At 59.4% G+C, this 24117-nt stretch carries 21 protein-coding genes; 9 read left to right on the top strand and 12 right to left on the bottom strand.

All coding sequences use genetic code 11. The annotated features are described in order from the left end of the window. Nucleotides 1-68 precede the first annotated feature (68 nt). Nucleotides 69-1358 carry an MFS transporter gene (locus tag SLH49_RS05960; RefSeq protein WP_320268226.1) on the top strand — a complete coding sequence of 430 codons (1290 nt, stop codon included), beginning with the start codon at nucleotides 69-71 and terminating at the stop codon, nucleotides 1356-1358. A 28-nt stretch (nucleotides 1359-1386) separates the two neighbouring features. Here the strand turns inward: SLH49_RS05960 and SLH49_RS05955 are convergent, their stop codons facing one another. Together SLH49_RS05955 and SLH49_RS05950 are read right to left on the bottom strand one after the other, a co-directional pair. Then, the gene (locus tag SLH49_RS05955) at nucleotides 1387-2205 is read right to left on the bottom strand and encodes a protein-L-isoaspartate O-methyltransferase family protein (protein ID WP_320268225.1); all 819 of its coding nucleotides are present in this window, start codon (nucleotides 2203-2205) and stop codon (nucleotides 1387-1389) included. A gap of 35 nt (nucleotides 2206-2240) precedes the next feature. Further along, entirely contained in the window at nucleotides 2241-3659 is a 1419-nt protein-coding gene (locus SLH49_RS05950) for a homospermidine synthase (RefSeq protein WP_320268224.1), read from the bottom strand. Between the two features lie 133 nt (nucleotides 3660-3792). Here SLH49_RS05950 and SLH49_RS05945 point away from each other — a divergent pair, with 133 nt between their 5' ends. Continuing rightward, nucleotides 3793-4221: a hypothetical protein gene (locus SLH49_RS05945; RefSeq protein ID WP_320268223.1), complete on the top strand. Its 429-nt coding sequence runs from the start codon at nucleotides 3793-3795 to the stop codon at nucleotides 4219-4221. Between the two features lie 66 nt (nucleotides 4222-4287). Here the strand turns inward: SLH49_RS05945 and rpsD are convergent, their stop codons facing one another. Further along, a complete protein-coding gene (gene rpsD, locus SLH49_RS05940; protein WP_320268222.1) occupies nucleotides 4288-4908 on the bottom strand; it encodes a 30S ribosomal protein S4 in 621 nt (206 codons plus the stop codon). Nucleotides 4909-5245: 337 nt separating this feature from the next. On the opposite strand from rpsD, the gene SLH49_RS05935 reads away from it, so the two are divergent. The 4 genes from SLH49_RS05935 to SLH49_RS05920 all read left to right on the top strand — a co-directional run bounded on the left by SLH49_RS05935 (nucleotide 5246) and on the right by SLH49_RS05920 (nucleotide 7409). Continuing rightward, nucleotides 5246-5611, top strand: a complete 366-nt coding sequence (locus SLH49_RS05935) for a hypothetical protein (protein WP_320268221.1) — start codon at nucleotides 5246-5248, stop codon at nucleotides 5609-5611. Between the two features lie 128 nt (nucleotides 5612-5739). Then, entirely contained in the window at nucleotides 5740-6438 is a 699-nt protein-coding gene (locus SLH49_RS05930; RefSeq protein ID WP_320268220.1) for a hypothetical protein, read from the top strand. Between the two features lie 69 nt (nucleotides 6439-6507). Continuing rightward, on the top strand, nucleotides 6508-6969 hold the full coding sequence (locus tag SLH49_RS05925) for a DMT family transporter (protein WP_320268219.1): 462 nt from the start codon (nucleotides 6508-6510) through the stop codon (nucleotides 6967-6969). Then, nucleotides 6966-7409 (top strand): DMT family transporter, encoded by a 444-nt coding sequence (locus SLH49_RS05920; RefSeq protein WP_320268218.1) that lies wholly within the window; start codon nucleotides 6966-6968, stop codon nucleotides 7407-7409. Before SLH49_RS05925 ends, SLH49_RS05920 begins: the two co-directional genes overlap by 4 nt. On the opposite strand, the gene SLH49_RS05915 is transcribed toward SLH49_RS05920, so the two are convergent. The 3 genes from SLH49_RS05915 to SLH49_RS05905 are packed head-to-tail and all read right to left on the bottom strand — an operon-like array spanning nucleotide 7406 to nucleotide 10229. After that, nucleotides 7406-8242, bottom strand: coding sequence for an NAD(P)-dependent oxidoreductase (locus SLH49_RS05915; RefSeq protein ID WP_320268525.1), 837 nt, complete (start codon nucleotides 8240-8242; stop codon nucleotides 7406-7408). The two genes, SLH49_RS05920 and SLH49_RS05915, sit on opposite strands and share 4 nt — an antisense overlap. Before the next feature lie 8 nt (nucleotides 8243-8250). Then, entirely contained in the window at nucleotides 8251-9027 is a 777-nt protein-coding gene (locus SLH49_RS05910) for an HpcH/HpaI aldolase/citrate lyase family protein (protein ID WP_320268217.1), read from the bottom strand. Then, nucleotides 9024-10229, bottom strand: coding sequence for an FAD-binding oxidoreductase (locus tag SLH49_RS05905; RefSeq protein ID WP_320268216.1), 1206 nt, complete (start codon nucleotides 10227-10229; stop codon nucleotides 9024-9026). Before SLH49_RS05905 ends, SLH49_RS05910 begins: the two co-directional genes overlap by 4 nt. A 144-nt stretch (nucleotides 10230-10373) precedes the next feature. Between SLH49_RS05905 and SLH49_RS05900 the strand changes: the two genes are divergently transcribed. From SLH49_RS05900 to SLH49_RS05890, 3 genes are all read left to right on the top strand, one after another. After that, nucleotides 10374-11513: an Acg family FMN-binding oxidoreductase gene (locus SLH49_RS05900; RefSeq protein ID WP_320268215.1), complete on the top strand. Its 1140-nt coding sequence runs from the start codon at nucleotides 10374-10376 to the stop codon at nucleotides 11511-11513. Nucleotides 11514-11520: 7 nt separating this feature from the next. Further along, on the top strand, nucleotides 11521-11967 hold the full coding sequence (locus SLH49_RS05895) for a MarR family winged helix-turn-helix transcriptional regulator (RefSeq protein ID WP_320268214.1): 447 nt from the start codon (nucleotides 11521-11523) through the stop codon (nucleotides 11965-11967). A 91-nt stretch (nucleotides 11968-12058) separates the two neighbouring features. Beyond that, the gene (locus SLH49_RS05890; protein ID WP_320268213.1) at nucleotides 12059-13429 is read left to right on the top strand and encodes a GntP family permease; all 1371 of its coding nucleotides are present in this window, start codon (nucleotides 12059-12061) and stop codon (nucleotides 13427-13429) included. Nucleotides 13430-13500: 71 nt separating this feature from the next. Here SLH49_RS05890 and SLH49_RS05885 read toward each other — a convergent pair whose 3' ends face one another. The 6 genes from SLH49_RS05885 to SLH49_RS05860 form a co-directional block, all read right to left on the bottom strand. Next, entirely contained in the window at nucleotides 13501-16806 is a 3306-nt protein-coding gene (locus SLH49_RS05885) for an error-prone DNA polymerase (protein WP_320268212.1), read from the bottom strand. A 180-nt stretch (nucleotides 16807-16986) separates the two neighbouring features. Further along, the gene (locus SLH49_RS05880) at nucleotides 16987-18474 is read right to left on the bottom strand and encodes a DNA polymerase Y family protein (protein WP_320268211.1); all 1488 of its coding nucleotides are present in this window, start codon (nucleotides 18472-18474) and stop codon (nucleotides 16987-16989) included. Next, the gene (locus SLH49_RS05875; RefSeq protein ID WP_320268210.1) at nucleotides 18422-19099 is read right to left on the bottom strand and encodes a hypothetical protein; all 678 of its coding nucleotides are present in this window, start codon (nucleotides 19097-19099) and stop codon (nucleotides 18422-18424) included. Before SLH49_RS05875 ends, SLH49_RS05880 begins: the two co-directional genes overlap by 53 nt. Nucleotides 19100-19186: 87 nt before the next feature. Beyond that, on the bottom strand, nucleotides 19187-19510 hold the full coding sequence (locus tag SLH49_RS05870) for a hypothetical protein (protein WP_320268209.1): 324 nt from the start codon (nucleotides 19508-19510) through the stop codon (nucleotides 19187-19189). A gap of 15 nt (nucleotides 19511-19525) precedes the next feature. Beyond that, on the bottom strand, nucleotides 19526-22666 hold the full coding sequence (locus SLH49_RS05865) for an efflux RND transporter permease subunit (protein ID WP_320268208.1): 3141 nt from the start codon (nucleotides 22664-22666) through the stop codon (nucleotides 19526-19528). Next, entirely contained in the window at nucleotides 22663-24006 is a 1344-nt protein-coding gene (locus tag SLH49_RS05860) for an efflux RND transporter periplasmic adaptor subunit (RefSeq protein ID WP_320268207.1), read from the bottom strand. Before SLH49_RS05860 ends, SLH49_RS05865 begins: the two co-directional genes overlap by 4 nt. Nucleotides 24007-24117: the final 111 nt, after the last annotated feature.

Genomic DNA, 24117 nt, shown 5'->3' with positions numbered 1-24117 from the left:
GCACACCAGATAAACATCAGCCCCGCGAAGGTATTGCGCAAGTTGCCTGCAGAGCAGAAGGTGCGGCCATGGCAACCGAATTGGAGTTCTCCTTTGCTGCGCTGACCGGTCCAGCGAGACGGCACATCCGGGTGTTTCAAATCCACCAGTTTCTCGATCGATTTGCGATGGGTTTGACGGTTGCCGTTGTTGCATTGGCGTTGACCGACCGTGGAATAGACCTCTTCCAGATTTCGCTGCTTTTTGGGATCTACTCGCTGACGACCATGGCGCTGGAACTCCCGTTCGGCGGATTGGCCGACGCCATTGGACGCAAGCCGGTTTTTCTGGCGGCGGTCGTCGCCAGCTTGATCTCGCTCGCACTCTTTCTGTCGACAAGTGATTTCTACGTTCTTGCGCTCTCATTTGCCTTCATCGGTTTTGGGCGTGCGCTGCGGTCAGGCACGCTTGACGCGTGGTTCGTTGAGACCTTCAAAGCCGCGGCACCCAATGTGGATGTGCAACCCGCGCTTGCAAAAGCGCAATGGGCCAATGCCATAGGCTTGGCGGTGGGGGCTGTTTTTGGAGGGCTTCTGCCCGATCTCTTTGGCGCTTCGGCAGAGGGATTGGGCGTCAGCGTCTATGACGTGTCCTACGCCGCGAGTTTGGCAGTCATGCTTGGCGTGTTCCTTTACACCGTTTTCTTCATCGTCGAAAAACCGCGCCCGCTAAACCCTCAAGCGCTGAAACAAGGGTTCGCAACCGTACCATTGGTAGTCAAAGAAGCGAGCCTTCTCGCCTTGCGACATCCAGCGCTGTCGTTGCTTTTGGCCGCTCTGGCGTTTTTCCTCATGGCGACCAACCCGGTCGAGGTGCTCTGGCCGACCCATGCAAAACCGATGTTGGAGGAGGGCTATGCAAACACGATTATTGGCGTCCTGACCGCGACCTACTTCTTCTCAATCGCGTTCGGTGCTTGGCTGTCACCGCATATCAATCGGCTTTTCAGGCGGCGCCACGCAATGACCCTTGCAGTGGCTTTTGCCTGCATGGCAGGCGTTCAGATCGCATTGGCTTTGCAGAGCAACATCGTCGGCTTTTTGCCGGTTTTTGTCCTCTATTCCATTGCCCTTGGTATTTCTGAGACGCCAGCCAGTACCATTCTTCATCGATGCGTCGAAGACCGCCAGCGCTCGACAATGCTGTCTCTGAGGTCGCTGATACAGCAACTTGGCGCAGCTTTGGGCCTGATTTTGGCAGGGGCCATCGCGGAGGTTTACTCCACACCTACCGCCTGGACAATCGGCGCTGCGTTTCTCGTCATTGCCGTGATCCTGATCGGCATCCTGGCCAAACGGCTTACCGCTGAAACTGGATAGCGGCCACTTCGGCGATTTTCAGCATCAGTCAGGTTGAAGGCTCTATGCGGATAGCACCGTTCTCTGTCACAATCCGCAGCCGCCAATCCGCAAGGCGGGAAGCATCGCGAAACAAGGCGGTAATGCGGTCAGCCAACGCGTCGTCCCGCGCGCCTGCGCAGGGATAAACACCACACCGGCCAAGCGTCACTGCTTCGAACCCGTCACCACGTTTTTCTGCGAGGATCGTCGCGCCCCACCAATCAGCCCCCGTGAACGGCACCAGGACGCGCCCACCCGCCGCGAGCCGGGACGACCATATGTCAGGAATATGGGTGACACCGGCAAAGGCGACAACAAGGTCGAAATCCTCATCATCCTCAAGGTCAGTGGCCGCGTTCCCATGCCGGACCGTCACATTCGGCCAATGCGCAAGGTTCTTTTCGGCACGCTTAGCCAAGTCACTTTCAACTTCATACGCCAACACCCGCCCTTCCGGGCCCGCCAACTGGCGTAGAATGGCGGTGTAATAGCCAACCCCGGTACCGACCTGCAGAATCCGCGCGCCCGGTTTGATATCGGCGCGCAAGAACCGCCGTGCCCAGAACACCGGGTCGCCTATATTGATGCCCTTTTCTTCGTCCATAACGATCAGGACAGCGTTATAGAGCCATTTGGGGTCGGCATCAGGCGTCACCTGGACCGGCAGGCTGAACCCCTCATGCGGAGACCGCAGCTTCCACGGCCCGGGCCCGGCAAAATCTTCGCGCGCAACTGCCTTGAATGCGTCAAGCACACGATCGGTTGCTGGGCCCTCTTCCAAAGCGCCCAAGATGCGCAGTTGATCTACAAAGGTATCAGCATTCATGGCGTTGCCCCCTTATGGATGCGGGCGCCAAGCATTCAAGTCGCCAGCACGTTCCTGAATTGCCACGGGTCACTGTGATCGAGGTTCTCAGGGAAATGCTCCCAACGGTCCTGCAGCGGGGTCCAGTCGGTGTAATGCGCCTCAACCGGGCCGAGATAGGGTGTCTGCACTTCAAGACAGCGCACATGGTCCATCTCATCGGTCTCAACAATCCCGGCTTCGGGGTTTTCCAGCGCCCAGACCATGCCCGCCAGTACGGCAGAGGTCACCTGCAAGCCCGTCGCGTTCTGGTAAGGGGCGAGCGCCTTCGTCTCATCATTCGACAGGCGCGAACCGAACCAGAGCGCGTTCTTTTCGTGCCCGTAGAGAAGCACGCCCAGTTCGTCTATCCCTTCGACGATCTCATCCACGTCCATAATCTCATGCACCTGTTGCTGCACACCCGATCCAAACATCTCATGCAGGCTCAGTACCGCATCATCGCAGGGATGATAGGCGTAGTGACAGGTGGGGCGAAACTCCGGCGCAGCCGGATCACCGACTGTAAAGTAGTCAGCGATGCTGATGGATTCGTTGTGGGTCACCAGAAACCCGAATTGCGGCCCCGGCGTCGGACACCAGGTATGCACGCGGGTGATCGCCCCCGGGCGCTCCATCCAGATCGCCGCCTGACAACCGGCTTCATGGCCATGCGCATTGTCGGGCATCCATGTCTCATGGGTGCCCCAGCCCAGTTCCGCCGGTTGGAACCCTTCGGCGATGAACCCCTCCACCGACCACGTATTCACAAACACATCGCGCGGACGCGGCTTGTCACGGGCCTGCGTGTCGCGTTCAGCGATATGCACGCCCTTTACCCCGAGCGACTGCATCAGCTTGCCCCAACCGCCGCGATCCTGCGGGATCGGATCGTCGCGTCCCAGATCGCGGACGAGCGTCATCAGGCCTTCCTTGACGAACCAGCTGACCATGCCGGGATTGGCGCCGCAGCAACTGACCGCCGTGGTGCCGCCGGGATTGGCGGCCTTTTCATCCCGCACGGCCTGCCGCAAGGCGTAATTGGTACGTGCCGCATTATCGGTTGTGTCAAAGTAAAAGCCCGCCCATGGCTCGACCACCGTATCGATGTAAAGCACGCCAAGCTCACGGCAGAACTTCATGAGGTCGAGCGAGGACGTATCGACCGAAAGGTTCACACAGAACCCTTTGCCATCAGGAAAGCGTGCGCGCAGCACTTCGCGATAGTTTTCCGGGGTCAAAGCTACCTGGTGATAGGTGATGCCAGCATCCGCCAGAAATGCGGCACTGTTTGGATCGGGATCAATGACGCTAAATTTGTCAGTATCATAGTCAAAATGGCGCTGGATCAGCGGCAGCGTCCCCTTCCCGATTGAGCCGAAACCAATCATGACAATATGGCCGTCGATACGGCCGTAAACTTGGTGGTCGGTCATGCGCTAAATCCTCACTCTGCCTTGCGTCTCACAATGCGACTTTGCCTGCGGGATTTGCAACTCCCTTCGCGCGTGCTGGGCACGTCCGCTTCCGCCGCTAGGTTATGAAGGAAATTGTCACATGGAGGGTCGGATGGCAGAGCGGGCAGATATCGAAAGCGAGGGGCGCGAAGCAGATCGCGAGGCTCTCTTCTTTGAGATCCTGACTTCAAACAAGATCACCGTGTCAGACGAAGCGCTGGCCTATTTTCGCAAACATCCCGAAGAGGTTGATGAGGTCACCGCAGCAACACGGGTACACATGTTCTTCCTCTGGGTCGGGCTGGGCGTTGGGATCGTGGCGGTCGCAATGTCAAAGTTGCTGTCCGCCCTGCCGCTTGAAGACTATATCGGTGGGGGTTTTGAGGAATTCCTGGTTGAGCTGGTCTTTGAGGGCGGTGTCGCGCTGATTGGTGCCGCGTTGACGGCCTATTTCCTCGGCGTCCTGCTGAACAGGCAGCAAGAGCGCGCGAAGGCCTTCCGCAAGGAAATCCGACGGAAGCTGCGCGAGGATGCGCCCTAACCCGGCGCTGACATGCAAAAGGCCGCCCCAAGGACGGCCTTTTTGATGTTTCGGCAGAAGAACGGCTTAGTTCTTCGCGTAGAATTCGACGACCAGGTTTGGTTCCATCGTGACCGGGTAAGGGACATCGCCCAGACCAGGTGTGCGCACGAAGGTGGCCGCCATTTTTGAGTGATCGACTTCCATATAATCCGGCACGTCACGCTCTGGCAGTTGGCTGGCGACCAGTACGATTTCCAACTGCTTGGATTTGTCGCGCACGGCAATCACGTCACCTTCGCTGACGCGGTAGGAAGGGATGTTCACCTTCTTGCCGTTCACGGTCACATGGCCGTGGTTCACGAATTGACGGGCCGCAAAGATGGTTGGCACGAATTTCGCGCGGTAGACGACAGCGTCCAGACGACGCTCCAACAGACCGATCAGGTTTTCACCGGTATCACCTTTGACCCGCTCGGCCTCGGCATAGATGCGGCGGAACTGCTTTTCGGTCAGGTCGCCGTAGTAGCCTTTGAGCTTTTGCTTGGCGCGCAACTGGATGCCGAAATCGCTCAGCTTGCCCTTGCGGCGCTGGCCGTGCTGGCCGGGCGCATATTCGCGGCGGTTAACGGGGGATTTGGGGCGACCCCAGATGTTCTCGCCCATGCGGCGGTCAATTTTATACTTGGCAGCAGTGCGTTTGGTCACGGCTGATCTCCTTCTTCAGGCTTTAGAAGGGCGTTGTCCTCCTCCCCGGATTTTGCCGGGGCGACAGGTTTCCTCTTACGAGGGCCACCAACACCAATGAATGCGCGGCTTATAGACAGGAATCTGGGTGTGTCAACGCCTGATCGGCGATGGTCGCGGCGTCACAAGGGCGGCGTCTTCGAAAAACACCGAGAATGAACATATTTCGTCTAATTATCACCTTATGCGAACGATATCACGGCCTTAGGAGCAGTGATGAGGACCAATTTTGACTGTCGGTGTTAGTGTTTTGTTAATGAGTGTGGCCGTCGTTTGCATTTTCTTGCACATGGTTGCGATGCGTCGCTTTCGCGATCTTGAAACGGGCCTGCCCGCTGCATATCAGCGTGCGATCACTGCTCCACCCGACGATACGGATGCGCCCCACCTCATTGCGTTAGCTATTGATCTGACACGCAAAAAACGTAGCACCCTGCCATATGAGGACCTGACCGAACGCGAAAAGCGGCTGGCACTTCATGCCCTCGCGGTCGAACAGCTTCCCGGATGGGTCGTGGCCCAGTCCGCCCGTCGCCTGCCGGGCACCGACCGCAAGCTCGTTCACCAATTACGTCACATCAAAACCTCGCGCCCTGCCAAGAAGGCGCAGCATTTCGGCGCAGTCCAACGCGTGCAGAGAATCCGCGCCTCTTCAAAAAGCTGACCGAACGGCCTGCTGCATCATTGCTACTACCGAATGCACACATTATGCGGACACTTCGTTCGCCCGTTGCGACGCTTTTTCACCGGACATGCGATCCGAGAACCAAAGAACCCCGTAGGAACTGAAAGATGCAGAACTGGTTTAGCGAACGTGTTGATGCTTTCGCCTTTCTGATAGCACATCCCGGTTGGTTCGCATTTGTCATTTTGTTTGCGTGGTTCTCCTATCGGCTTCATACGCGTTTGTTCACGCGCGTCGCGCGAAAGCAGTTGGAGGCGACTTTTGCCGGCTGGCAAACGCGGGCTAAGGTTGCGAGCCGCAGCCACGAGACCGGCATCGGATCACATGATGTCCTGATCATGAAACCACCACGCCGCAATGTGTCGATTGCGCTTTGGACCCTCGTTTTCTTCGGCGGCGGTGCCGTGTTTTTCTGGCTGGCCGTCCTTCCAGATCCAACCGAACAGACTTTCGAAAACTGGCTGGGTTTTGGCCTCATGTGCGCGTTTTCGGCGTTTTCGATCATCCTTCTTGCGAGTACGCGCACGCGTATCGAATTGTCCCCCTCCGACATCGTAAAGCGGGGGTTTCTGCGCGGACGGCGCACCTATCCGCTGAGTTCAATCATCGGCGCTGAGTTCGCAGGGAAGAACCCGGCAACCGGGATCACGCTAACGTTCTCTGACGGCAGAAAGCTGAGACTTTTGGCCAGCAACGACGGCTATGCAGATGTTATGCAAAGACTTCAGACGGCGCATTCAGACTTACCGAGACTGATTGCAATGGGACGCATGATGCATTCGGCGATGAAGCGGCGGGCTCATTGAACCAAACCGCCCTGACGCGGGCAAGAAAATCGGTTGCGTTCCGTTCTCTTCATGTGACAGATCGTCCAAATGTCAGCAAATGTTCCACGGCTCTATCACTTTGCCGCTGCATTCGGTGCAGGCGGTCTGTTGACGCTGATGGTTCTTTTCAACGGAACCTTGGCCGTTCACGGGTCGCTTTTCTTTGCGTCCTGGGTGCCGCATCTGACGGGGACATTTGCGGCACTCCTTCTTTTGCTCATCCTACGTCCGAAACGCGTCTCGGCGACCCGCCCGCCGCTTTGGGCCTATCTGGGCGGGGTGTCAGGCGGGATCACGGTGATGCTGACCTCGGCCACGATGAACACCGCTTTGGCGCTTTCCGGCACGATCGCGCTTGGTCTGGCGGGACAAGTGCTATTTAGCCTTTTTGCCGATATGCGGGGGCTTTTCGGCCTGCCAAAGCGGATGCCCAGCGCGCGCGATTACGGCGCGCTGGCGCTGATCCTTCTCGGCAGCGTGATCCTGATCTTCTTTGGACGCAGCGCATGATCGTCTTTGCAGCCCTCGCGGTGCTGGCGGGCGCGCTTGTCTCGCTCAGCCGACAAATCAACGGGCGGCTGGCGCTCTCGACCTCTGCGATGGAATCCTCGTTCTGGAACCATATCGTGGGGCTAGCCTTTATCACCGCTGCTGCCTTGCTGTTCGGCGGTCTGTTCGCGGGTGACCCGCTCGCCGCCCCATGGTGGGCCTGGTTGGGCGGACCCGTTGGTGTTGTGTTCATCGCGGCGGGCAGTTGGCTGATCCCACGGATTGGCGCGGCACAAACGGCCATGCTAATCATCGCGGGGCAGATGATTTCAGGTGTGCTGCTTGACCTGATCATGGGCGCACCGGGCAACCCCTTGGCGCGCATCACCGGCGTCGCGCTGATCTTTGCGGGAATGTATGTGGGCCAACCCGCAAAGGCAGTGGCAAGTAAACAAACCTAATTCTCCTTGTGGTCATCCACGATGTTCAGCGCAGCCAAACCGGAATTCCCCAATTCAACCGTAGCAAAGGGGCCGCCAATGCAGAGATTGCCCAAATCCTTGTTATTGAGCGGAGGGGTTTCGGCGAAGACCTCCTTTGCAAAGACCTCCGCATTGTCCTTGGGCCGGTAACCGAGATGGCCCGCCTTGGTATTGTCCACCACTGCCCGGTCATTGTTCGAGATGCCGTAGACAATCGTGAAGCCCACAACTGGGCTGTCGATGGACCGTTCGACCAGATGAATCATGTCGTCATAGGACAGCCAAGTGCCAATGCTGCGCGCATTCGTGGCCGGCGCGCATGAGAATATCCGCAGACACACCGCCTCAATGCCGCGCTTGTCCCAGTAAAGGCTGGCCAGATCCTCAGAAAAGCACTTCGCGAGCCCGTAATAGGTGTCCGGCCGATGCGGTGCATCAAGGCCAATTGTGTCGGTCTTTTTATGCATGCCCACAGCGTGGACCGAACTGGCATAGACGACACGTTTGACGCCATGACGATAGGCGGCTTCCCACACATTATAGGCACCAATGATATTGGATTGCAGGATATCTTCCCATGGCGCCTCATCTGCGATGGCCCCGAAGTGGACAACCATATCAGCCTCTTTAGCAAAGCCTTCTACAGCGTTTAAATCGGCTAGGTCCGCCTGGACATAAGTCTCACCGGGGTAAAGTGGACCAATGTGATCGACGATATCTGTTGAGACTAGTGTCTGGCACATCTTGGATAGCGGCTCGCGTAAATAAGAGCCAAGCGTGCCAGCGGCACCCGTTAACACCAGTTTTTTCATCATTATTGTTATTCCTTCGTCACTTGCCGCATCTGCGCTAGCAATTCGTCCGTTGCTTTCTTCAAAAGCCCTGTATCCGTTCCGCAAGCGACAAATGTAAAACCTTCGGTCAAGAGCGTGGTGGCAAATTCCGGGTCCGTGACCAACGTGCCGACTGGCATGCCACGCGCCATCAATGCGCGTGCGACTGGGACAATCACCGCCCAAACCTCTTCATGCATCGGCTGGCCAATAAGGCCCATGTCGGCGGCAATATCAGCCGGGCCAAAGAAGATGCCATCAACACCTTTAACGCCTGCAATGTCTTCCGCTTGCTGCAGGGCTGACAAGGTTTCGACCTGCACGATGACAGCAGTCACGTCGTTTACCTTGGCATAGTAATCGTCGATCCGGCCAAACCGGCTACCGCGCATCGAGCCCGCAACACCACGGATGCCGTCAGGCGGATAGCGTGTCGCCGCGACGGCTGCCTGCGCCTCTTGCGCCGTTTGGACCATCGGAAACAGGATGCCTTGCGCGCCAATATCCAAAAGCCGCTTGACCATCACCGGGTCATTCCAAGGGGTTCGCACTATTGCGGTGCCGTGATAGGGTGCGACGGCCTGCAGCTGGCTTAGCGTCGTTTCCACGCTGCCGGGGCTGTGCTCCATATCAACCACCAGCCAGTCGTAGCCGGCACCGGCAGTCACTTCGGCGGCATAACTGCTGGCCATGCTCACCCATAGCCCGATTTGTTTGTCCCCATTGCGCAGCGCATTGAGGAAGCTGTTTGTCGGCATCTTCATATCACGGCCTTTTCCACGAATTTCGCACCCTTTTCGATCCTGTCATAGTGAAAAGGTGTCAGATCAAGCGAGCGGTAAATGCCATAAGTGATCCACTCTGCCGTACCGCGCCCCATGGCCGGGGATTGCTGAAAGCCATGACCCGAAAAGCCGTTCAAGAAAATGAAGTTCCTTATCTCGCTGTGCGGCCCCAGGATCGCGTTCTGATCGAACGTATTGTAGGCGTAGTGCCCAACCCATGAATTGCGCAACCTTATTGCCTCAAATTGCGGTATGCGGTGCGCGAGGACGGGCCAGACCTTGTTTTCCCACAAAGAATGATCGGCCACGAAATCATCGTAATCAACCGCCCGGTCGTCGTCTGGAGGACAGCCTGCAAGGTAATAGCGCCCATCCGTCCGCATATGCACACCCGACGGATCAATGGTGAGTGGCAGGTCTTGGTCCAAGGGCGTTTCGGCCTCGAAGATATATGTATAGCGTTTGCGCGGCTCGACGGGGATGTCGATCCCCGCCATTCGGGCCGTCAGCACCGCGCGGGGCCCGGACGCGTTGACGACCGCTCCGCAGCTGATCACCTCTCCTGACTTCAGGATCACGCTTTCGACGCGGGTGTTGGCAGCATTGCGGTTCATCGCGACAACTTCGTTTGAGAGGTACTCCACCCCCCGCTCGCGGGAGGCGCGCTTCCACCAGTCAAACAGCGTCGCGCCGTCAAAGTATCCTTCATCAACAAGGTTGTGGTTACCTGCGATGATGTCGTCGAGTTGATAGAATGGGTACGTCTCTGCAATCTCATCCCGCGTCATATGACGTGTCCCGGCCCCGCAAGCTGCCTGAATTTCCTGAGCCGCACGCAAGCTGGCGGCAAAGGCTTCTGTATCCGCAAGGTAAAGATATCCAAAGCTCTGCAGGGTTGGCTGCGGGACGCGTGGGTCATCGCCCATAAAGCGGCGGAAGTTCTTCACATAATCGGCGGCGAATTGCGATACCTGCACATTGATCGCTTCGCTGAATTGCTGGCGCATGCAGGAATTGGTGTGCGAGGTCGAGGCGAACTCGTAGGTCGGGTCCCGCTCAACCACGAGGATGCTGCCATCAAAATCCGGGTTATCGGCCAGAAACCAAGCGACTGCGGAGCCAAACATGGCCCCGCCCACAATGACAACGTCATAGCTCGTTTTGCTGGGTGTTTGGGTCATGCGCTTTCCTTCCGCGACGCCGCGCGGTTTCGTTCCGTCTTACCTAGCCGCTGCACCAGGTGCCGTCACGAATAATCGCATGGGGGTTGATTTAGTTCGATTTCGGATCATATAGTGCGATATCGTACTATATGGAGATTCGACATGCAAAGACGCAAATTCCTGAGCCTGGCCGGTGGCGGCGTTGTTCTGGCGGCGACCGCGACCTTTGGCACTATCGCGACCCGGCAACCGACCAACGCGCTCGCCCCATGGGGGGATGCGGGCGCGCTCTATCAAGAGCCACGCAGGCGCGCGCTGTCCTATGCGATCCTCGCGCCCAACCCGCATAATCAACAGCCTTGGCTTGTTGACCTTTCAATCCCCGACAAGGTGGTTCTGCATGTGAATCGGACCCGGCTGCTGCCGCATACGGACCCGCTGAACCGGCAGATCACGATCGGGCTGGGTTGTTTTCTGGAACTGATGGTCATGGCGGCGGCGGAAGACGGCTATGCGGTTGATCTGGAGGTTTTTCCCGAAGGCGCGGACATCACCGCTCTGGATGACCGGCCTGTCGCCATTGCCACATTTCGGCAGGAAAGCGGCACCACACCCGATCCTCTTTTCGCCCATGTGATGCAGCGCCGTTCGAATAAGGAACCATTCGATACAACTCGCAAAGTTGAGCCTGAAACACTTGCAGCGATCCAAACCGCCGCGCGTCACGGCAGCCGCATCGCGGGCGATGTCAGCGACAGTGGTATCGCGGCCCTGCGGAAGATCACGACCGACGCGCTGATCGTCGAGATCGAGACACCGCATGCATTCAAAGAAAGCGTCGATCTCTTCCGGATCGGGAAGGCCGAGATCGAGGCAAACCCCGACGGCATCGACTTCTCCGGGCCGATGTTCGAAACCCTTGGCGCTTTGGGTCTGATGACACGCGAAGGCACGCTCGACCCTACATCAACGATGTTTGCGCAAGGCAAAGCTGCGGTCCTGGAAAACGCGCAGACGGCGATGGGGCATCTTTGGCAGACCACGACGGGAAACACCCGTTTTGATCAGATCGACGCGGGCCGTGACTGGGTCAGGCTGAACCTTGCAGCAACAGCGTTTGGGGTCGGTATGCAACCGCTCAGCCAGGCGCTGCAGGAATACCCCGAAATGGCCTCGCACTATGCACAGATCCACCAGATGCTTGCGCAAGAGGGTGAGACCGTGCAAATGCTGTGCCGTCTGGGCTATGGCGTAGCGATTGGGCCAAGCCCGCGCTGGCCGCTTGAGGCCAAATTGATCTGAGGGCCGGATGAACACAGAAGACAAGGCGCTGTTTCAGTTCTTTAACGAGATCGGGATCATCAATCAGCTCAGCAGCGCCTTGTTTCAGGCCCGCCTGCCCGACGGGCTGCATGTGTCGCATTTCGCGGTGCTCAACCATCTGGTCCGTTTGGGGGACGGCAAGACACCGCTCGCCATCGCGAATGCGTTTCAAGTGCCTAAGACGACGATGACCCATACGCTGGCCGTGCTGGAAAAACGGCACTTCATCCGCATGGCCCCGCATGAAACAGACGGGCGCAGCAAGGTCGTTTTTCTAACTGACGCAGGCCGGCAGATGCAGCGGGATGCCATCAGCAGCATGGACGGCCCATTGCGGCAGATGGCGGACGATCTGGGGGCTGAACTGTTCACCGAATTGCTGCCCGCGCTCGAACGCGTACGGACATATCTGGATACGCACCGCGACATGTGAGCACCGGGGCGACCGCAACGATTGCAAGTCTTGCTGCACTGCGGCAAAGTGATACCGCAACCGCATTCCAGCCTCGCTGAGGCCCGCAAAAATGTCGATCCTGTTGACCCTTCTTTTGCCGTTGGGCCTGTTGATCTGGTCCGTCTATCGCGGCTGGCCCGTGCTGCTGGCAGCACAGGTGATGGCCTTGTTTGCCGCCGGATTGGCGGCTGATCCGATCTTTGCCACGCTGACCCAACGCTTTATGCCCGCAGCGGGCGGATTTGTGATCGCGTTTCTGCCGCTCTTCCTGCTGGGGGCCGTCTTTGGCAAGGTCATGGAGGATTCAGGGGCGGCCATGGCGCTCGCGCGCTTTATCGTCGCGCGCCTTGGCCCCGCACAGGCCTTGCCTGCCGTTGTGCTGTCATGCGCGGTCCTGACCTATGGCGGCGTGTCGCTCTTTGTGGTGGCCTTTGCGGTTTATCCGCTGGCTGTCGCGCTCTTCCGCGAAGGACAGATCGCTCAGCGCCTGATCCCAGCGGCTATCGCACTAGGCGCCTTTACCTTCACGATGAGCGCTTTGCCCGGATCACCCGCGATCCAGAACGCGATCCCGATGCCCTATTTCGGGACGACAGCCTTTGCGGCACCCGGTCTGGGGATCATTGCCGGGCTGATTATGGCTTTGGGAGGGCTGGCCTATCTACAACTTGCAGCGCGCGCGGAGGCGCCTGTCTCGCCTGCTTTGTCTGAAACGGGTACTGACCGACCAATCCCCAACCTGCCCCCGCTTTGGTGCGCTGTTGCGCCCATCCTGACTGTCTTTGCGGCCAATTGGATTTTGGCCGAGATGGTATTGCCGCGCGTCGATCTATCCTATCTCGCGGATCCAGCATGGGGCGGCGTGACGGCCTCCGACGTCATTGGCGTCTGGGCGCTGATCGGGGCTATCACGCTGGCCATGCTTTTGCTGCTGGCGATGACATGGACCCGGCTTGAGGAGCCGCGCCAAACGCTGAGCGCCGGATCGCAGGCGGCCTTGCTGCCGCTCTTTAACACCGCAGCACTTGTGGGCTTTGGCGCGGTGGTTGCGGGCCTGCCTGCCTTCGCAGCCGTCAACGCGCTGACCAACGACATCCCCGGCGGGGTACTCACGAGCCTCGCAGCCTCGGCCAGTTTGCTTGCCGGGCTGACCGGGTCGGCGTCCGGCGGTATGTCGATCGCGCTCGACACACTTGGCCCGCGCTACCTGGAAGCCGCATTGGCCGAAGGGATGGACCCCGCCGCCCTGCACCGGATCGTGGCGCTGGCGACAGGTGGGCTGGACGCATTGCCTCATAACGGGGCAGTGGTGACACTTTTGGGGATTGCGGGGCTGACTCATCGCGAGGCCTATGGCCCGATCTTTGTCGTCGCCGTAGCGATCCCGGTGGTGGCGCTGCTGGTTACGCTCATGTTGGCGACGTGGTTTGGCGCTTTCTGAGAAACCTTCCCCGCGGGGAACACGTTCGGTGGACTAATCATCTGATAATGTTTGCTTTTGAGGCCTTGTGGTTAGTGAAAATCCCGTGACTTCGGGATCACCCGCACATCGCGCGGATGGCGTATGCGGTGATCGACATCGATATTGCGCTTGACCTCGTCCGCATGGGCCAAGGGCGGCTCCATCACATCGTTTGACAGCCGCGCCAGCGCGTCACTGCGATCCGTCAGGTGGTGGGCCACCACATGGATCACATCATCGCTTTTCTGAATGATGCCCCGCACATCGATGACACGGGCCTGCATGATCACCTTGCGATAGGCCGCCATCACCTTGGGCCAGACAACCAGATTGGCGACGCCCTTTTCATCCTCGACCGTAATGAAGCAGACGCCTTTCGCACTACCGGGGCGCTGGCGGACCAGGACGATGCCAGCGAGTTTCAGCGATTGGCCATTGCGCATGGTCTTGAGTTCGTCAGTGCGGGTGTAGCCCTGTTTGGCCATACTTTTGCGTAGGAAAGATATGGGGTGCGCCTTCAGTGACAGGCGTGTCGTCTGGTAATCGGCGACAACATGTTCACAAACCGGCATCTGGGGCAGATCAAAGCGGATTTCCTCGCCCTCATCCTTTTTCTCTGCAAAAAGTGGCAGGTCCGGGGCATCTCGGAGCGCCCGCGCATCCCAGAGCGCCTGCCGCCTGTCGAGCGTCATGGACCGGAACGCATCCGCAGCGGCCAATTTGCGCATCGTACCTGCATCGACCCGCGCGCGCTTTTTCAGATCAGCAATATCCGTGAAGGGCGTGTGGCGTTCGGCCATCATCCGGTGCGCTGCATCCTCGCGTACCCCATCGATCTGACGCAGGCCGAGGCGGACGGCAAAGGTGTCGGGGCCGACAGGTTCCAAAGTGTTGTTCCAGTTGGAGTAATTCACATCCGCTGCGCGCACGATGACCCCATGTTCGCGCGCATCCCGGACGATTTGCGCGGGCGCATAGAATCCCATGGGCTGAGAGTTCAGAAGTGCGACACAGAACACATCCGGGTAGTGGCATTTGATCCAGCTGGACACATAGACCAGATGCGCAAAGCTCGCCGCGTGGCTTTCGGGGAAGCCGTAATCGCCGAAGCCTTTGATCTGGTTGAAACAGCGCGCGGCGAATTCCGGTTCATAACCGCGCGCGATCATGCGGCTGACCATCTTGTCTTCGAGTTCTCCGATAGTTCCCTTGGACCGGAAGGTCGCCATCGCCTTGCGCAGCTGGTTCGCCTCATCGGGGCTGAATTCGGCGGCAACCATGGCGAGTTTCATCGCCTGTTCCTGAAAGATCGGCACGCCCTTGGTACGTGAGAGGACCTGGCGCAGTTCATCCGGGTCATGCGGCGGTGCGGGGGATGGGTAATCCTCGGCCTCTAGCCCATTACGCCTGCGCAAGTAAGGATGCACCATATCGCCCTGAATGGGGCCTGGTCGGACGATGGCGACCTGAATGACGAGGTCGTAGAATTCGCGGGGTTTCAGGCGGGGGAGCATGTTCATCTGAGCCCGACTTTCGACCTGAAAGACGCCGAGGCTGTCGCCCTTGCAGAGCATGTCATAGGTGGCTTTGTCGCCGCCTTTTATGCTCGCGAGGGTCAGCTTTTCTCCATAATGCGCCTCGATCAGGTCAAACGCCTTGCGGATGCAGGTGAGCATGCCGAGGGCCAGCACATCGACCTTCAGGATGCGCAGCTCATCAATATCGTCTTTGTCCCATTCGATGAACGTGCGGTCGGGCATTGCGCCGTTGCCAACGGGCACCGTCTCGATAAGTTTCTTCTCGGTCAGGATGAACCCGCCCACATGCTGGCCCAGATGGCGGGGCATCCCGATCATCTGATCGGCGAGCTTTATCGTGCGGGCCATCAGCGGGTCTTTGAGGTCGATGCCTGCCTCCGCCGCCTCCTTTGCGCCGACCTCACGCCCCCAGGATCCCCAGATCGTCTTGGCAAGCGCCGTGGTGATGTCTTCGGAAAGCCCCATGACCTTGCCCACCTCACGCACGGCCATGCGGGGGCGATAGTGGATTACGGTCGCGCAAAGCGCGGCCCGGTCGCGCCCGTATTTGTCGTAGATATGCTGGATCACCTCCTCGCGCCGTTCATGTTCGAAATCGACGTCGATATCGGGCGGTTCCTTGCGTTCCTCGCTAATGAACCGCTCAAAGAGGAGGTCGTTCTTGTCCGGGTCCACGGCGGTGATGCCAAGCACGTAGCAGACGGCGGAATTGGCAGCTGATCCCCGCCCCTGACACAGGATCGGCGGTTTGCAGTCGTAACGGGCGTAGTTCACAACTTGTTGGATTGTCAGGAAATACTGGGCGATTTCCAGTTTGCCGATCAGGGTCAGTTCTTTGCGCAGCGTCTCTTTCAGCGACGCGGGCACGCCATCCGGGTAGCGCTGTGAGGCCCCTGCCCATGTGAGTTCCTCAAGGTATTCCTGCGGCGTGCGCCCTTCCGGCACCGTCTCCTTGGGGTATTCATAAGCCAGTTCACGCAGGTCGAAATCGCAGGCATCCGCCACATCGCGCGTGGCCCGGATCGCGTGGGGCCAGTCGGCAAAAAGCTGGACCATCTGGGTCGGCGATTTCAGGTAGCGTTCGGCGTTGGCGTCCAGCAAAAACCCCGCCTTGTGGATCGTCGTCTTGTGCAGGATGCAGGTCATCACATCCTGTAGCGGCCGCCGGTCGGGCGCGTGGTAGCGGACGTCATTTGTCGCAAGGATCGACAGGCCATGCGCCTTGGCGAGGCTATCCAGCCGGTTGATCCGCGCCCGGTCGTCACCCTGGTAAAGGTAACTTGCCGCGATGTGTTTCAGCGTCGGCAAGGCGCGTTTCAGGCGGCGAAACCCGGCCTCGAAATGGTCGATTTGCGGGCCGGGGATTGCGATGAGTTGGACGCGTTCACTGTGCTGGGCGAGATCACCCAGGGTGATGTCACAGACGCCCTTGGCCTGCCATTCACCGTTAGTGTCGTGCATCTTGCCTTTTGAGAGCAGCATGCAAAGCCGTCCGTAAGCCTCACGGTCACGCGGATAGGCGAGGAATTCCTCACCGGTGACCAGTTGCAGACGGCAACCGATCACCGGAGTGATCTGCGCCTTTAGCGCCTCGGCATGGAGCCGGACAACACCGGCCATGGTGTTCAGGTCGGCGCAGCCCAGCTTGTCGTAGCCCAAAGCGTTGGCCGTCGTGGCGAGGTCTACTGCGTCGGATGCTCCGCGCAGGAAGGAGAAACAGGTGGTGAGGCCGAGTTCGACGAAAGGAGCTTTTGCATTGGGTGTGAACCCATCGTCTTCGATTGTGCGCCGTGGGCGCTGGTTGTCCATTTCAGGCATGGCGAGACCTTAGGGCCGCGCCCGACCCTGGGGCGAAGGCCGTCTCGCAAAAGGTCCAGTGGACCTTTTGAGGCCGTAGCGCGCGGGAGCGCAGGGTGCATGAAATGCGCCCTCCCGGGGGGAGGGTCGGGCGCGGCCCGGGCCCTTTCAGGACCCGCGCCAATAAAGACGCCCACCTCATCACGCAAAACACCCATGCACAAACCAGCGCGGGTCACCGCCGCGCCCATCCTCGTGCAAACCTTCGCGATAAAGCCAGATGCGCCGCCCCGCCTGATCCTCGACCTTGAAATAGTCGCGCAACCTTGTACCCGGCCGATCTTTCCACCATTCCGGCGCGATCCGTTCCGGCCCGGCATAGCGTGCGACTCGGTGGGTCTGCCGCCGCCACACAAACTGCGCGGGCGGGCCTTCGGGCACCGCATAAAGCACGCGCACCTCTTCGGGATGATCGAACAGGCGCAGGGGGCGCTCTTTCGCCACCGCTTCCCCCGTCTCAACCATGGTCGCCAAGGCGGCCACCTGCCCCTCGGCCCGTTCGGGGATATGGCTTTCGCGCAACACAGGCCGGGTCACCGCGTGGGCCCCGAATTTCGCGCTGAGCCTGTCCACCAGCCGGGTCAGGTGCAGATCGTCATCCGACCCGCCATCCAGCCGGTTCTGGCGTTCTTGCATTTCCTCAACGCCGCCCGCCTCCAGCGTGATCAGATCAAAGCCGAAACCGGGATTGATCCGCTCGACCTTGTCGCGGAAGAGCCCATGCAAATGCCCCGGATCGCGGGTCGTGGCCGAGGTCGCTACATCCACATGGCTCACATCCCCATCCGTGCGGTAAACGGTCAGATGCAACCTGCGGCAGCCCTGCCCTGCCTGTTTCAACACCTCGCACAGGTTCTCACACAATTCCGGCAGGTAAGGCGTGGGGTCAAAGATCGGCTCGGCTAACCGGCTTTGCACCCGGAAACGCGGCTGCGCATCGACGCTGGCGACAGGTTCCGCGAGCTTGCCCAACGCCTGATCCAAACGCATCAGCGGGTTCGCCTCCAACCCCGCTTTCACAAAGCGTCGGGTCAGTGACAGGCGCGGCACATCCATAACCGCACCGATGGTTTTCAACCCCAAACGGCGCAAGAGCAGCACGGTTTCACCATCGAGCCGCAACCCGGTGACAGGCAAAGCACCCAGCTTCACCCCCACCTCATCCGGCCCGCAAATCGACCGGACCGGCCCAAACCGCGCCAAAGCCCAGGCAGCACCCCATGTCGGTGCCACGGCCAGTTGCGCGGAGAGGCCAAGCAAGGACAATTGCGTCTCCATCTCCACCAGCATCGCGGCCTCACCGCCCAGCAGGTGGTCAGAGCCGGTGGTGTCGAGGATCAGTCCATCCTCGCCATCGCGCACGGTCCAAGGGCACCAGCGCCGCGCCCAAAGCACCAGCCGGTCCAGCGCCGCCTGATCCCCGACTGGGTCAGCATATTCCACCTGCAATTCCGGGCAGATCGCGCGCATATCGACAACGCGTGACCCTGGATGGATGCCATTGAGGCGCGCGGCCCGGTTCGCGGCATGGATGACGGGGCCATGATGCCCCTCCCGCGCCAGTACGATTGGGATATCATCCGGCGGCGCGTTGCCCTGCCGCTCCATCACCCGTTGCCACCGCTCCATCGCGAACTGGGGCAGCGATATCGAGACTATCCGCCGCCCGGTCATAGGTCGCCACCCATTGGCCCGGCGGACGGCGGCGTGAGCGGAAGAGATCGAGCGACCAGCGCGGCAGGCCCGGCGCCTGTGCGTCGTGCGGATGCGTTGCGGCAGGCAGCGACGCGATGCGCCAACGTTCGCGTGCGGCACTCAGATCGGGCGATGCCGCGCGCCGGATCAGCCAGCAGGGCACATCCGCCGCCTCGGACCGCATCGCAAGCCGCTTGGTCGCGGTGAAATCGAGTGCCGCAGGATCGCCCCACACCTCGCCAATCACGCCACCCAATGCCTTGCATCGCAATCCATCCTCCATCGCCCAAAGCACATCCACAGCGCGAGACAGATCGACCATGATCAGCGGGCGATCCGCGCCAATCCCTGCGAGATAAGGACGCCCCGCCTCCTTGCGCGACAGGAGGTCCTGCACCCACAGGATCGGGGCGGTGCTGCGTGGCAAACGGGCAAGCACGAACCCCATAGCTGCCGCGTCGGTCGCCGTGTCGGGAAAGGCTTCGGACAGGGTATGTGTTATCGGGCCAGGGCCATTCGCCTGACCTGCCAAACGCTGCTGAACCCTGAGCGACCCCATACACGAGACACCGAATCTACACTAATGTTCTTATTTTGTTCTAATGCAAAAATCCCTTTTCCGCAACGGGGGTAAAGCTGATCCGGGTCAGTTCCCCCTCGCGGCAGCCATGTCGCGCATTTCCTGCTCGGTCAGCAGGCCGTCCCCATTGGCATCGAGCCGCTGAAAGACGCGGTCATAGAGGCCGGCATTCTTCACCCTGCTGGCACGGCCCAGATTGTCGGCCGCGTTCAGATCGATCAGCTGCCGGAACTCATCACTATTCATCGCACCATCGCCATTTGCATCTGCCTGAGCCAGATTCTCGGCGATTTTCTGTCTGTCGGCGTCCGACATCTGTTGGGCCAATGCGGGGCTTATCGCAAATACGCCAAGCCCCACGGTCAGGCAAAACAAAGTATGCTTCATCATTCTTTCCCTTTCGGTTCAGGGAGTACGCGCCTCTGTGGTCTTCACATCTTCTGATCTCTGCTGATCCTGATCATCGAACTGACCCATCCAGTGCCGCACGCTGAACATGTCGAAATAGATCGACATGACGGATGGCAGCACAAGCACCACAAGCACCATCGCGGCGAGCAAGCCGAAGGCGACAGCCACGACAAGCGGCACCAGCGTCTGCACCTGCGGGCTGGTGTCAAAGATGATGGGCAAAAGACCTACAAAGGTCGTGGCACTCGACAAAAGGATCGGGCGGAACCGGTCGCGCACCGCATCGAGAGAGGCAGAGACATAATCATCGCCCCGCAGGTTTGTCTGGAAGAAGGTCAAAAACAGGATCGCGTTATTCACCACAATCCCCGCCAAAGACGCAAAGCCCACAAGGCTGGGCATCGAAAGATCCATACCGAGGGCCAGATGGCCAAGGATCGTCCCAATCAGCGCAAAGGGGATCGACAGCATCACGACAACAGGCAGGCTATAAGACCGGAACTGGAACGCCAGCACCATATAGACGCCAACCAACCCGATGCTGAGATAGGTTGCCATGGATTTTTGCGATTCCTGTTGTTCTTCTGTCGCGCCGCCGATTTTGACCTCGATATCCGGGTAAGTCGTCGCAAGTTTCGGGGCGAGTTCGTTGAGGATCACGCCCGAAATCGCAGTTGATGTAGTGACAGAGCGGTCGATCTTGCCCTGAATGCGTGCCACGGCCTGACCATTCTTGCGGGTCACATTGGGGTAACTGGCTGACGCTGTCAGGTCAGCAATTGTCGACAGGCTGGTCTGTGCACCGCCGGGCAGGACGATGGGGAAGCGCTCAAGCTCGGTGACGCTGGCGATTGTATCGGCCAATTGCACCCGCACCGTGCGCGTGCTTGCCCCTTGGCGGAAGTTGTCGGTTTCAGAGCCTTCGAAAGCGGTGCGCAATTGCGCGGACAGGGCTTGTGGCGTCAGGCCGATGGAATAGCCATATTCATTAAGCGCGATCTGCACCTCTTCACGCCCGCCATAGAAATCCTGAAACGCTTCGGTCACATCCTCGCGGGCAAGAAGATCGCCAAGGAGGAGACCTGCCGCCTCTTCCAGTTCAGCCAGGTCGCGCCCAAGAAGTTCCACATCAAGGTCCAGGCCGCCGGGGCCGAGCTCGGATTGCGAGAAACTGATCTGCACCACGTCAGGCAATGGCCCAGCCGCCGCACGCCAGGCGGCCAGCATGTCATCTGCCGTGACATTGCGCAGCGAGCTTTCCAGCAAATCAACGGTGATCGTCGCCGTGTGCGAACCGTTGTCGCGGACATCGGCGTTGACCGCATATTGCACCAGAACACGCTCAACCAACGGGGCGCCATCCGCAGTTCCGGGTGTCAGGTCTGCATCCACTGCCTCAAGACCGTCGAGCAATTGTTCGACCGTGGCGACGGTCCGTTCGCGCGCGATGCCGGATGTCAGCGCAACGCGCGCAACAACGGTGTCGCCTTCGGTTGAGGGAAAGGCGATCAGCTTGACCGTGCCAGAGGTCACGAGGCCCACGCATAAGATCAATGCTGCGATCACGGTGCCCAGCGTCAGGTAACGCAGTTTCACCAGCGCGGTGGCCACGGGCAGAACAACCTGTTCCCGCACCCATTCCAATGCACGGTCGGCGGGGCGTTGTTGGGGCGGCTGATCATCATCCCCGCCGGAATGGCTGAGGTGATGCGGCAGGATCAGAAAACCTTCGATCAGCGAAATCGCGAGCGTGATCAGCAACACCATCGGGATGAACCGCAGGATCTGCCCCAATTCGCCCGAAATGAACATGAGCGGACCAAAGACACAGGCGGTCGTGATGAAAGACGACATCACACCCGGCAGAACCTCCATCGTGCCCTTTGCGGCAGCCACCAGCGGCGGGGCCTTGCGCCGCCATTTGGCGATGTTTTCTGCAATCACGATGCTGTCGTCCATGATCAGCCCAACAGCCATCAAAAGCGCGATCAGCGTGATCATGTTGATGGTGATGCCCAGCATGCTCATCACGAAAAAGCTGCCGAGGAAGGACACGGGCAAAGCCGCCGAAATCCAGAGCGCTTCGCGAAGGGAAAAGAAGAGCCACATCGTCACAAAGACAAGCACCAGACCGACCGCGATATTCTGGGTAATCAGCGTCAGACGCTCGGACACGAGGTCAGCGAGATTGTTGATGACAACGATGTCAAACGGGTCCGGATAGGTCGCGAGTTCGGCGTTGATCACGTCCTCGACCCGGTCAAACACATCGATACTATCGTCATCGGCGGTCTTCGAGATCGAGATAATCGCCGTTTGTGCCCCATCGATAAAGCTTTGCCGGGTCTCGTCACTGTCGACGAGGCTGATCGTCGCCAGATCCGACAGGCGCACGATTCCGCCATCTGCATTTTCAATGATGATGAGGTCTTCAAGTTCCGCAATGGTCCGCGTCGCGCCCACATAGCGCAGCACCAGATCGCTGTCTTCCAGCGCGGCAGAGCCAAGCGGTTGCCTGAAAGAACGGGCCTCAATCGCGTCAACCAGATCCTGGCTCGACAAACCAAAGCGGCGCAGGTCCTGCTCTTCGAAAGTCACTTGCAGCTCGCGGTCAGTGATGCCCGTCACGGTGGCTTCGGCCACGCCGGGCACCATCAGCAAACGGTCAGAGAGTTCATCGGCATAGGCGACCAGCCCCTCTTTCCCGCTGATGCCTGAGATCGCGATCAGCGCGACCAGATCGGTCTGGGCCGCAATCTCAACACTTGCGGTTTCTGCGTCGGACGGAAAGTCGTTGATACCTGAGACGGCCGAAAACACATCATTGAAGAACTGGATCAGGTTGCCACCCTCATCGAGTTCCGCTGTTGCCGAGGCCCGTCCATCAAGCGAGTCGCATTGGAAATCGACAAGCCCGGTGATGCCGCTCACCGCATCTTCAAGTGGCGCGCAGATTTCGTCGTCAACATCGACGGCAGAGGCTCCCGGATAGGGCACGGTGATCACCACGCTATCGGCGGTGAATTCAGGAAATGTCTCACGCTCCAGATTGCTGAGCACCGCGATGCCCAGCACGACAAAGAGCAACATCAGGATATTTGCGGCGACCGGGTGCCGGACGAAATAACGGATCATTGGGTGACGCCCGTATCTTCAATCGGAGTCAGGGAAAGCCTTTCAATCGGGGGGCGTGGCGCGGAGAGGATCACGCGGTCACCGGCTGCGAGGCCGTCCTGGACCAGGATCATGTCCCCCGCAACAGGCCCAAGAATGATGGGCGTGATGGCCAACCGATCATCCGCGGTCGCGGTATAGACGAAGGGTGCGCCATCATCACCCTGCCGGATCGCGGTGCGCGGAACAGCAATGGCTTCAGCTGGCGTTGTCCCTTCAAGAACAACACCGACAAAGGCGCCAAATTCAAGCGGTGGCCGACCTCCATTGGTGTCCACGACCAGTGGATCATCGATGCGGACGGCGAGACCGATCGTGCCGGTTTCACTGTCGATGGTCCCGCGAAACCGGGCCAGCTGGGCAGGATAGCGGGCCTGCACCCCTGCGAACTCCAGTGCGACATAGGCTTTGATATCGCCGCGCTTCATGATCTCGATGACCTGCGTTGCATCGACCTCGGTCACATCAGGATTTCTTCCGTCAAATGCCGCGCTCACCACCGATGCAAAAGCCTGTGGTTGAAAGGCGCCGACAACTTCTGCGGTATCAATGGCGTCAATGGTCACAAGCTGTTCGCCCGTGCGAATGAACTGTCCCACCTGCACCATTTCTGCAGAGACGCGTCCACGGAAAGGGGCGGTAATTGTTGTGTTGGACAATCCGCGCTCGGCCTCGGCAAGCTCTGCCTCGCGCACCGCCAAAGTCGCCTCGGCAGATTGGCGCTGCGCCGGGTAGAGGGCGATAGTGTTTGTCAGGTTGGTGACCGCATTCTCTTGTGCCAAAAGCGTCTTTTGCGCCGCATCGAGTGTCGCTGCACTGGCCGTGCCACTGTCAAAGAGGTTCTGGTTGCGGTCAAATTCGGCCTGCGCCACCTCAAGACTGCGCTGCTCCAGCGCCAACAGATTTTGCGAATTCTCTTCCTGCCCGTCGAGTTCGGCCAGCTGGGCCTCAGCAGCGGCGATGTTCGCCTCGCTCTTTTGTATGGCGAGTTCGTAATCGGTTTTGTCGACCTGGATCAGAAGCGCGCCCGCATCAACCACTGTACCAACAGACAAATCAGTATGCGTCTGGGTCACGCGCCCATCCACCTGAGAGATGGCCGACCACGACCGCACAGCCTCGACGCGGCCAAAGCCCGTCGCCGACACCACATGCGCCGAAGGTTCGACGGTCATCACACGGACCGCCAACTTCGCCTCTTCAACCGGTTGCGCAGCGGTCGCATCTGGTTGTGTCATCCAGATGTAACCCGCAACACCCAAGATAAGCGGTGGCAGGATCAGAAGCGGTTTCAAATTCATTCGTGGCTCCCCGGGAACGTGACCTGTAGACAGCGCAACGCAAGAGCGCTTTTGCAACGTTTTTTGATTGCTCGTTGCAAAAGCACCCGCATGCGCGTGGCGTTGGTTAGG

The organism is Cognatiyoonia sp. IB215446, from assembly GCF_033963825.1.
Taxonomy (GTDB): domain Bacteria; phylum Pseudomonadota; class Alphaproteobacteria; order Rhodobacterales; family Rhodobacteraceae; genus Yoonia.
The sequence above is the reverse complement of the archived record's forward strand: the minus strand, read 5'-3'. Positions and strand labels throughout refer to the sequence as shown.

What these genes read in the sequence shown, in the direction of transcription:
- SLH49_RS05960 (WP_320268226.1), top strand. Translation starts at nt 69, where the DNA reads ATGGCAACCGAATTGGAGTTCTCCTTTGCTGCGCTGACCGGTCCAGCG.
- SLH49_RS05955 (WP_320268225.1), bottom strand. Translation starts at nt 2,205, where the DNA reads ATGAATGCTGATACCTTTGTAGATCAACTGCGCATCTTGGGCGCTTTG.
- SLH49_RS05950 (WP_320268224.1), bottom strand. Translation starts at nt 3,659, where the DNA reads ATGACCGACCACCAAGTTTACGGCCGTATCGACGGCCATATTGTCATG.
- SLH49_RS05945 (WP_320268223.1), top strand. Translation starts at nt 3,793, where the DNA reads ATGGCAGAGCGGGCAGATATCGAAAGCGAGGGGCGCGAAGCAGATCGC.
- SLH49_RS05935 (WP_320268221.1), top strand. Translation starts at nt 5,246, where the DNA reads ATGCGTCGCTTTCGCGATCTTGAAACGGGCCTGCCCGCTGCATATCAG.
- SLH49_RS05930 (WP_320268220.1), top strand. Translation starts at nt 5,740, where the DNA reads ATGCAGAACTGGTTTAGCGAACGTGTTGATGCTTTCGCCTTTCTGATA.
- SLH49_RS05925 (WP_320268219.1), top strand. Translation starts at nt 6,508, where the DNA reads ATGTCAGCAAATGTTCCACGGCTCTATCACTTTGCCGCTGCATTCGGT.
- SLH49_RS05920 (WP_320268218.1), top strand. Translation starts at nt 6,966, where the DNA reads ATGATCGTCTTTGCAGCCCTCGCGGTGCTGGCGGGCGCGCTTGTCTCG.
- SLH49_RS05915 (WP_320268525.1), bottom strand. Translation starts at nt 8,242, where the DNA reads ATGAAAAAACTGGTGTTAACGGGTGCCGCTGGCACGCTTGGCTCTTAT.
- SLH49_RS05910 (WP_320268217.1), bottom strand. Translation starts at nt 9,027, where the DNA reads ATGAAGATGCCGACAAACAGCTTCCTCAATGCGCTGCGCAATGGGGAC.
- SLH49_RS05905 (WP_320268216.1), bottom strand. Translation starts at nt 10,229, where the DNA reads ATGACCCAAACACCCAGCAAAACGAGCTATGACGTTGTCATTGTGGGC.
- SLH49_RS05900 (WP_320268215.1), top strand. Translation starts at nt 10,374, where the DNA reads ATGCAAAGACGCAAATTCCTGAGCCTGGCCGGTGGCGGCGTTGTTCTG.
- SLH49_RS05895 (WP_320268214.1), top strand. Translation starts at nt 11,521, where the DNA reads ATGAACACAGAAGACAAGGCGCTGTTTCAGTTCTTTAACGAGATCGGG.
- SLH49_RS05890 (WP_320268213.1), top strand. Translation starts at nt 12,059, where the DNA reads ATGTCGATCCTGTTGACCCTTCTTTTGCCGTTGGGCCTGTTGATCTGG.
- SLH49_RS05885 (WP_320268212.1), bottom strand. Translation starts at nt 16,806, where the DNA reads ATGCCTGAAATGGACAACCAGCGCCCACGGCGCACAATCGAAGACGAT.
- SLH49_RS05880 (WP_320268211.1), bottom strand. Translation starts at nt 18,474, where the DNA reads ATGGAGCGGTGGCAACGGGTGATGGAGCGGCAGGGCAACGCGCCGCCG.
- SLH49_RS05875 (WP_320268210.1), bottom strand. Translation starts at nt 19,099, where the DNA reads ATGGGGTCGCTCAGGGTTCAGCAGCGTTTGGCAGGTCAGGCGAATGGC.
- SLH49_RS05870 (WP_320268209.1), bottom strand. Translation starts at nt 19,510, where the DNA reads ATGATGAAGCATACTTTGTTTTGCCTGACCGTGGGGCTTGGCGTATTT.
- SLH49_RS05865 (WP_320268208.1), bottom strand. Translation starts at nt 22,666, where the DNA reads ATGATCCGTTATTTCGTCCGGCACCCGGTCGCCGCAAATATCCTGATG.
- SLH49_RS05860 (WP_320268207.1), bottom strand. Translation starts at nt 24,006, where the DNA reads ATGAATTTGAAACCGCTTCTGATCCTGCCACCGCTTATCTTGGGTGTT.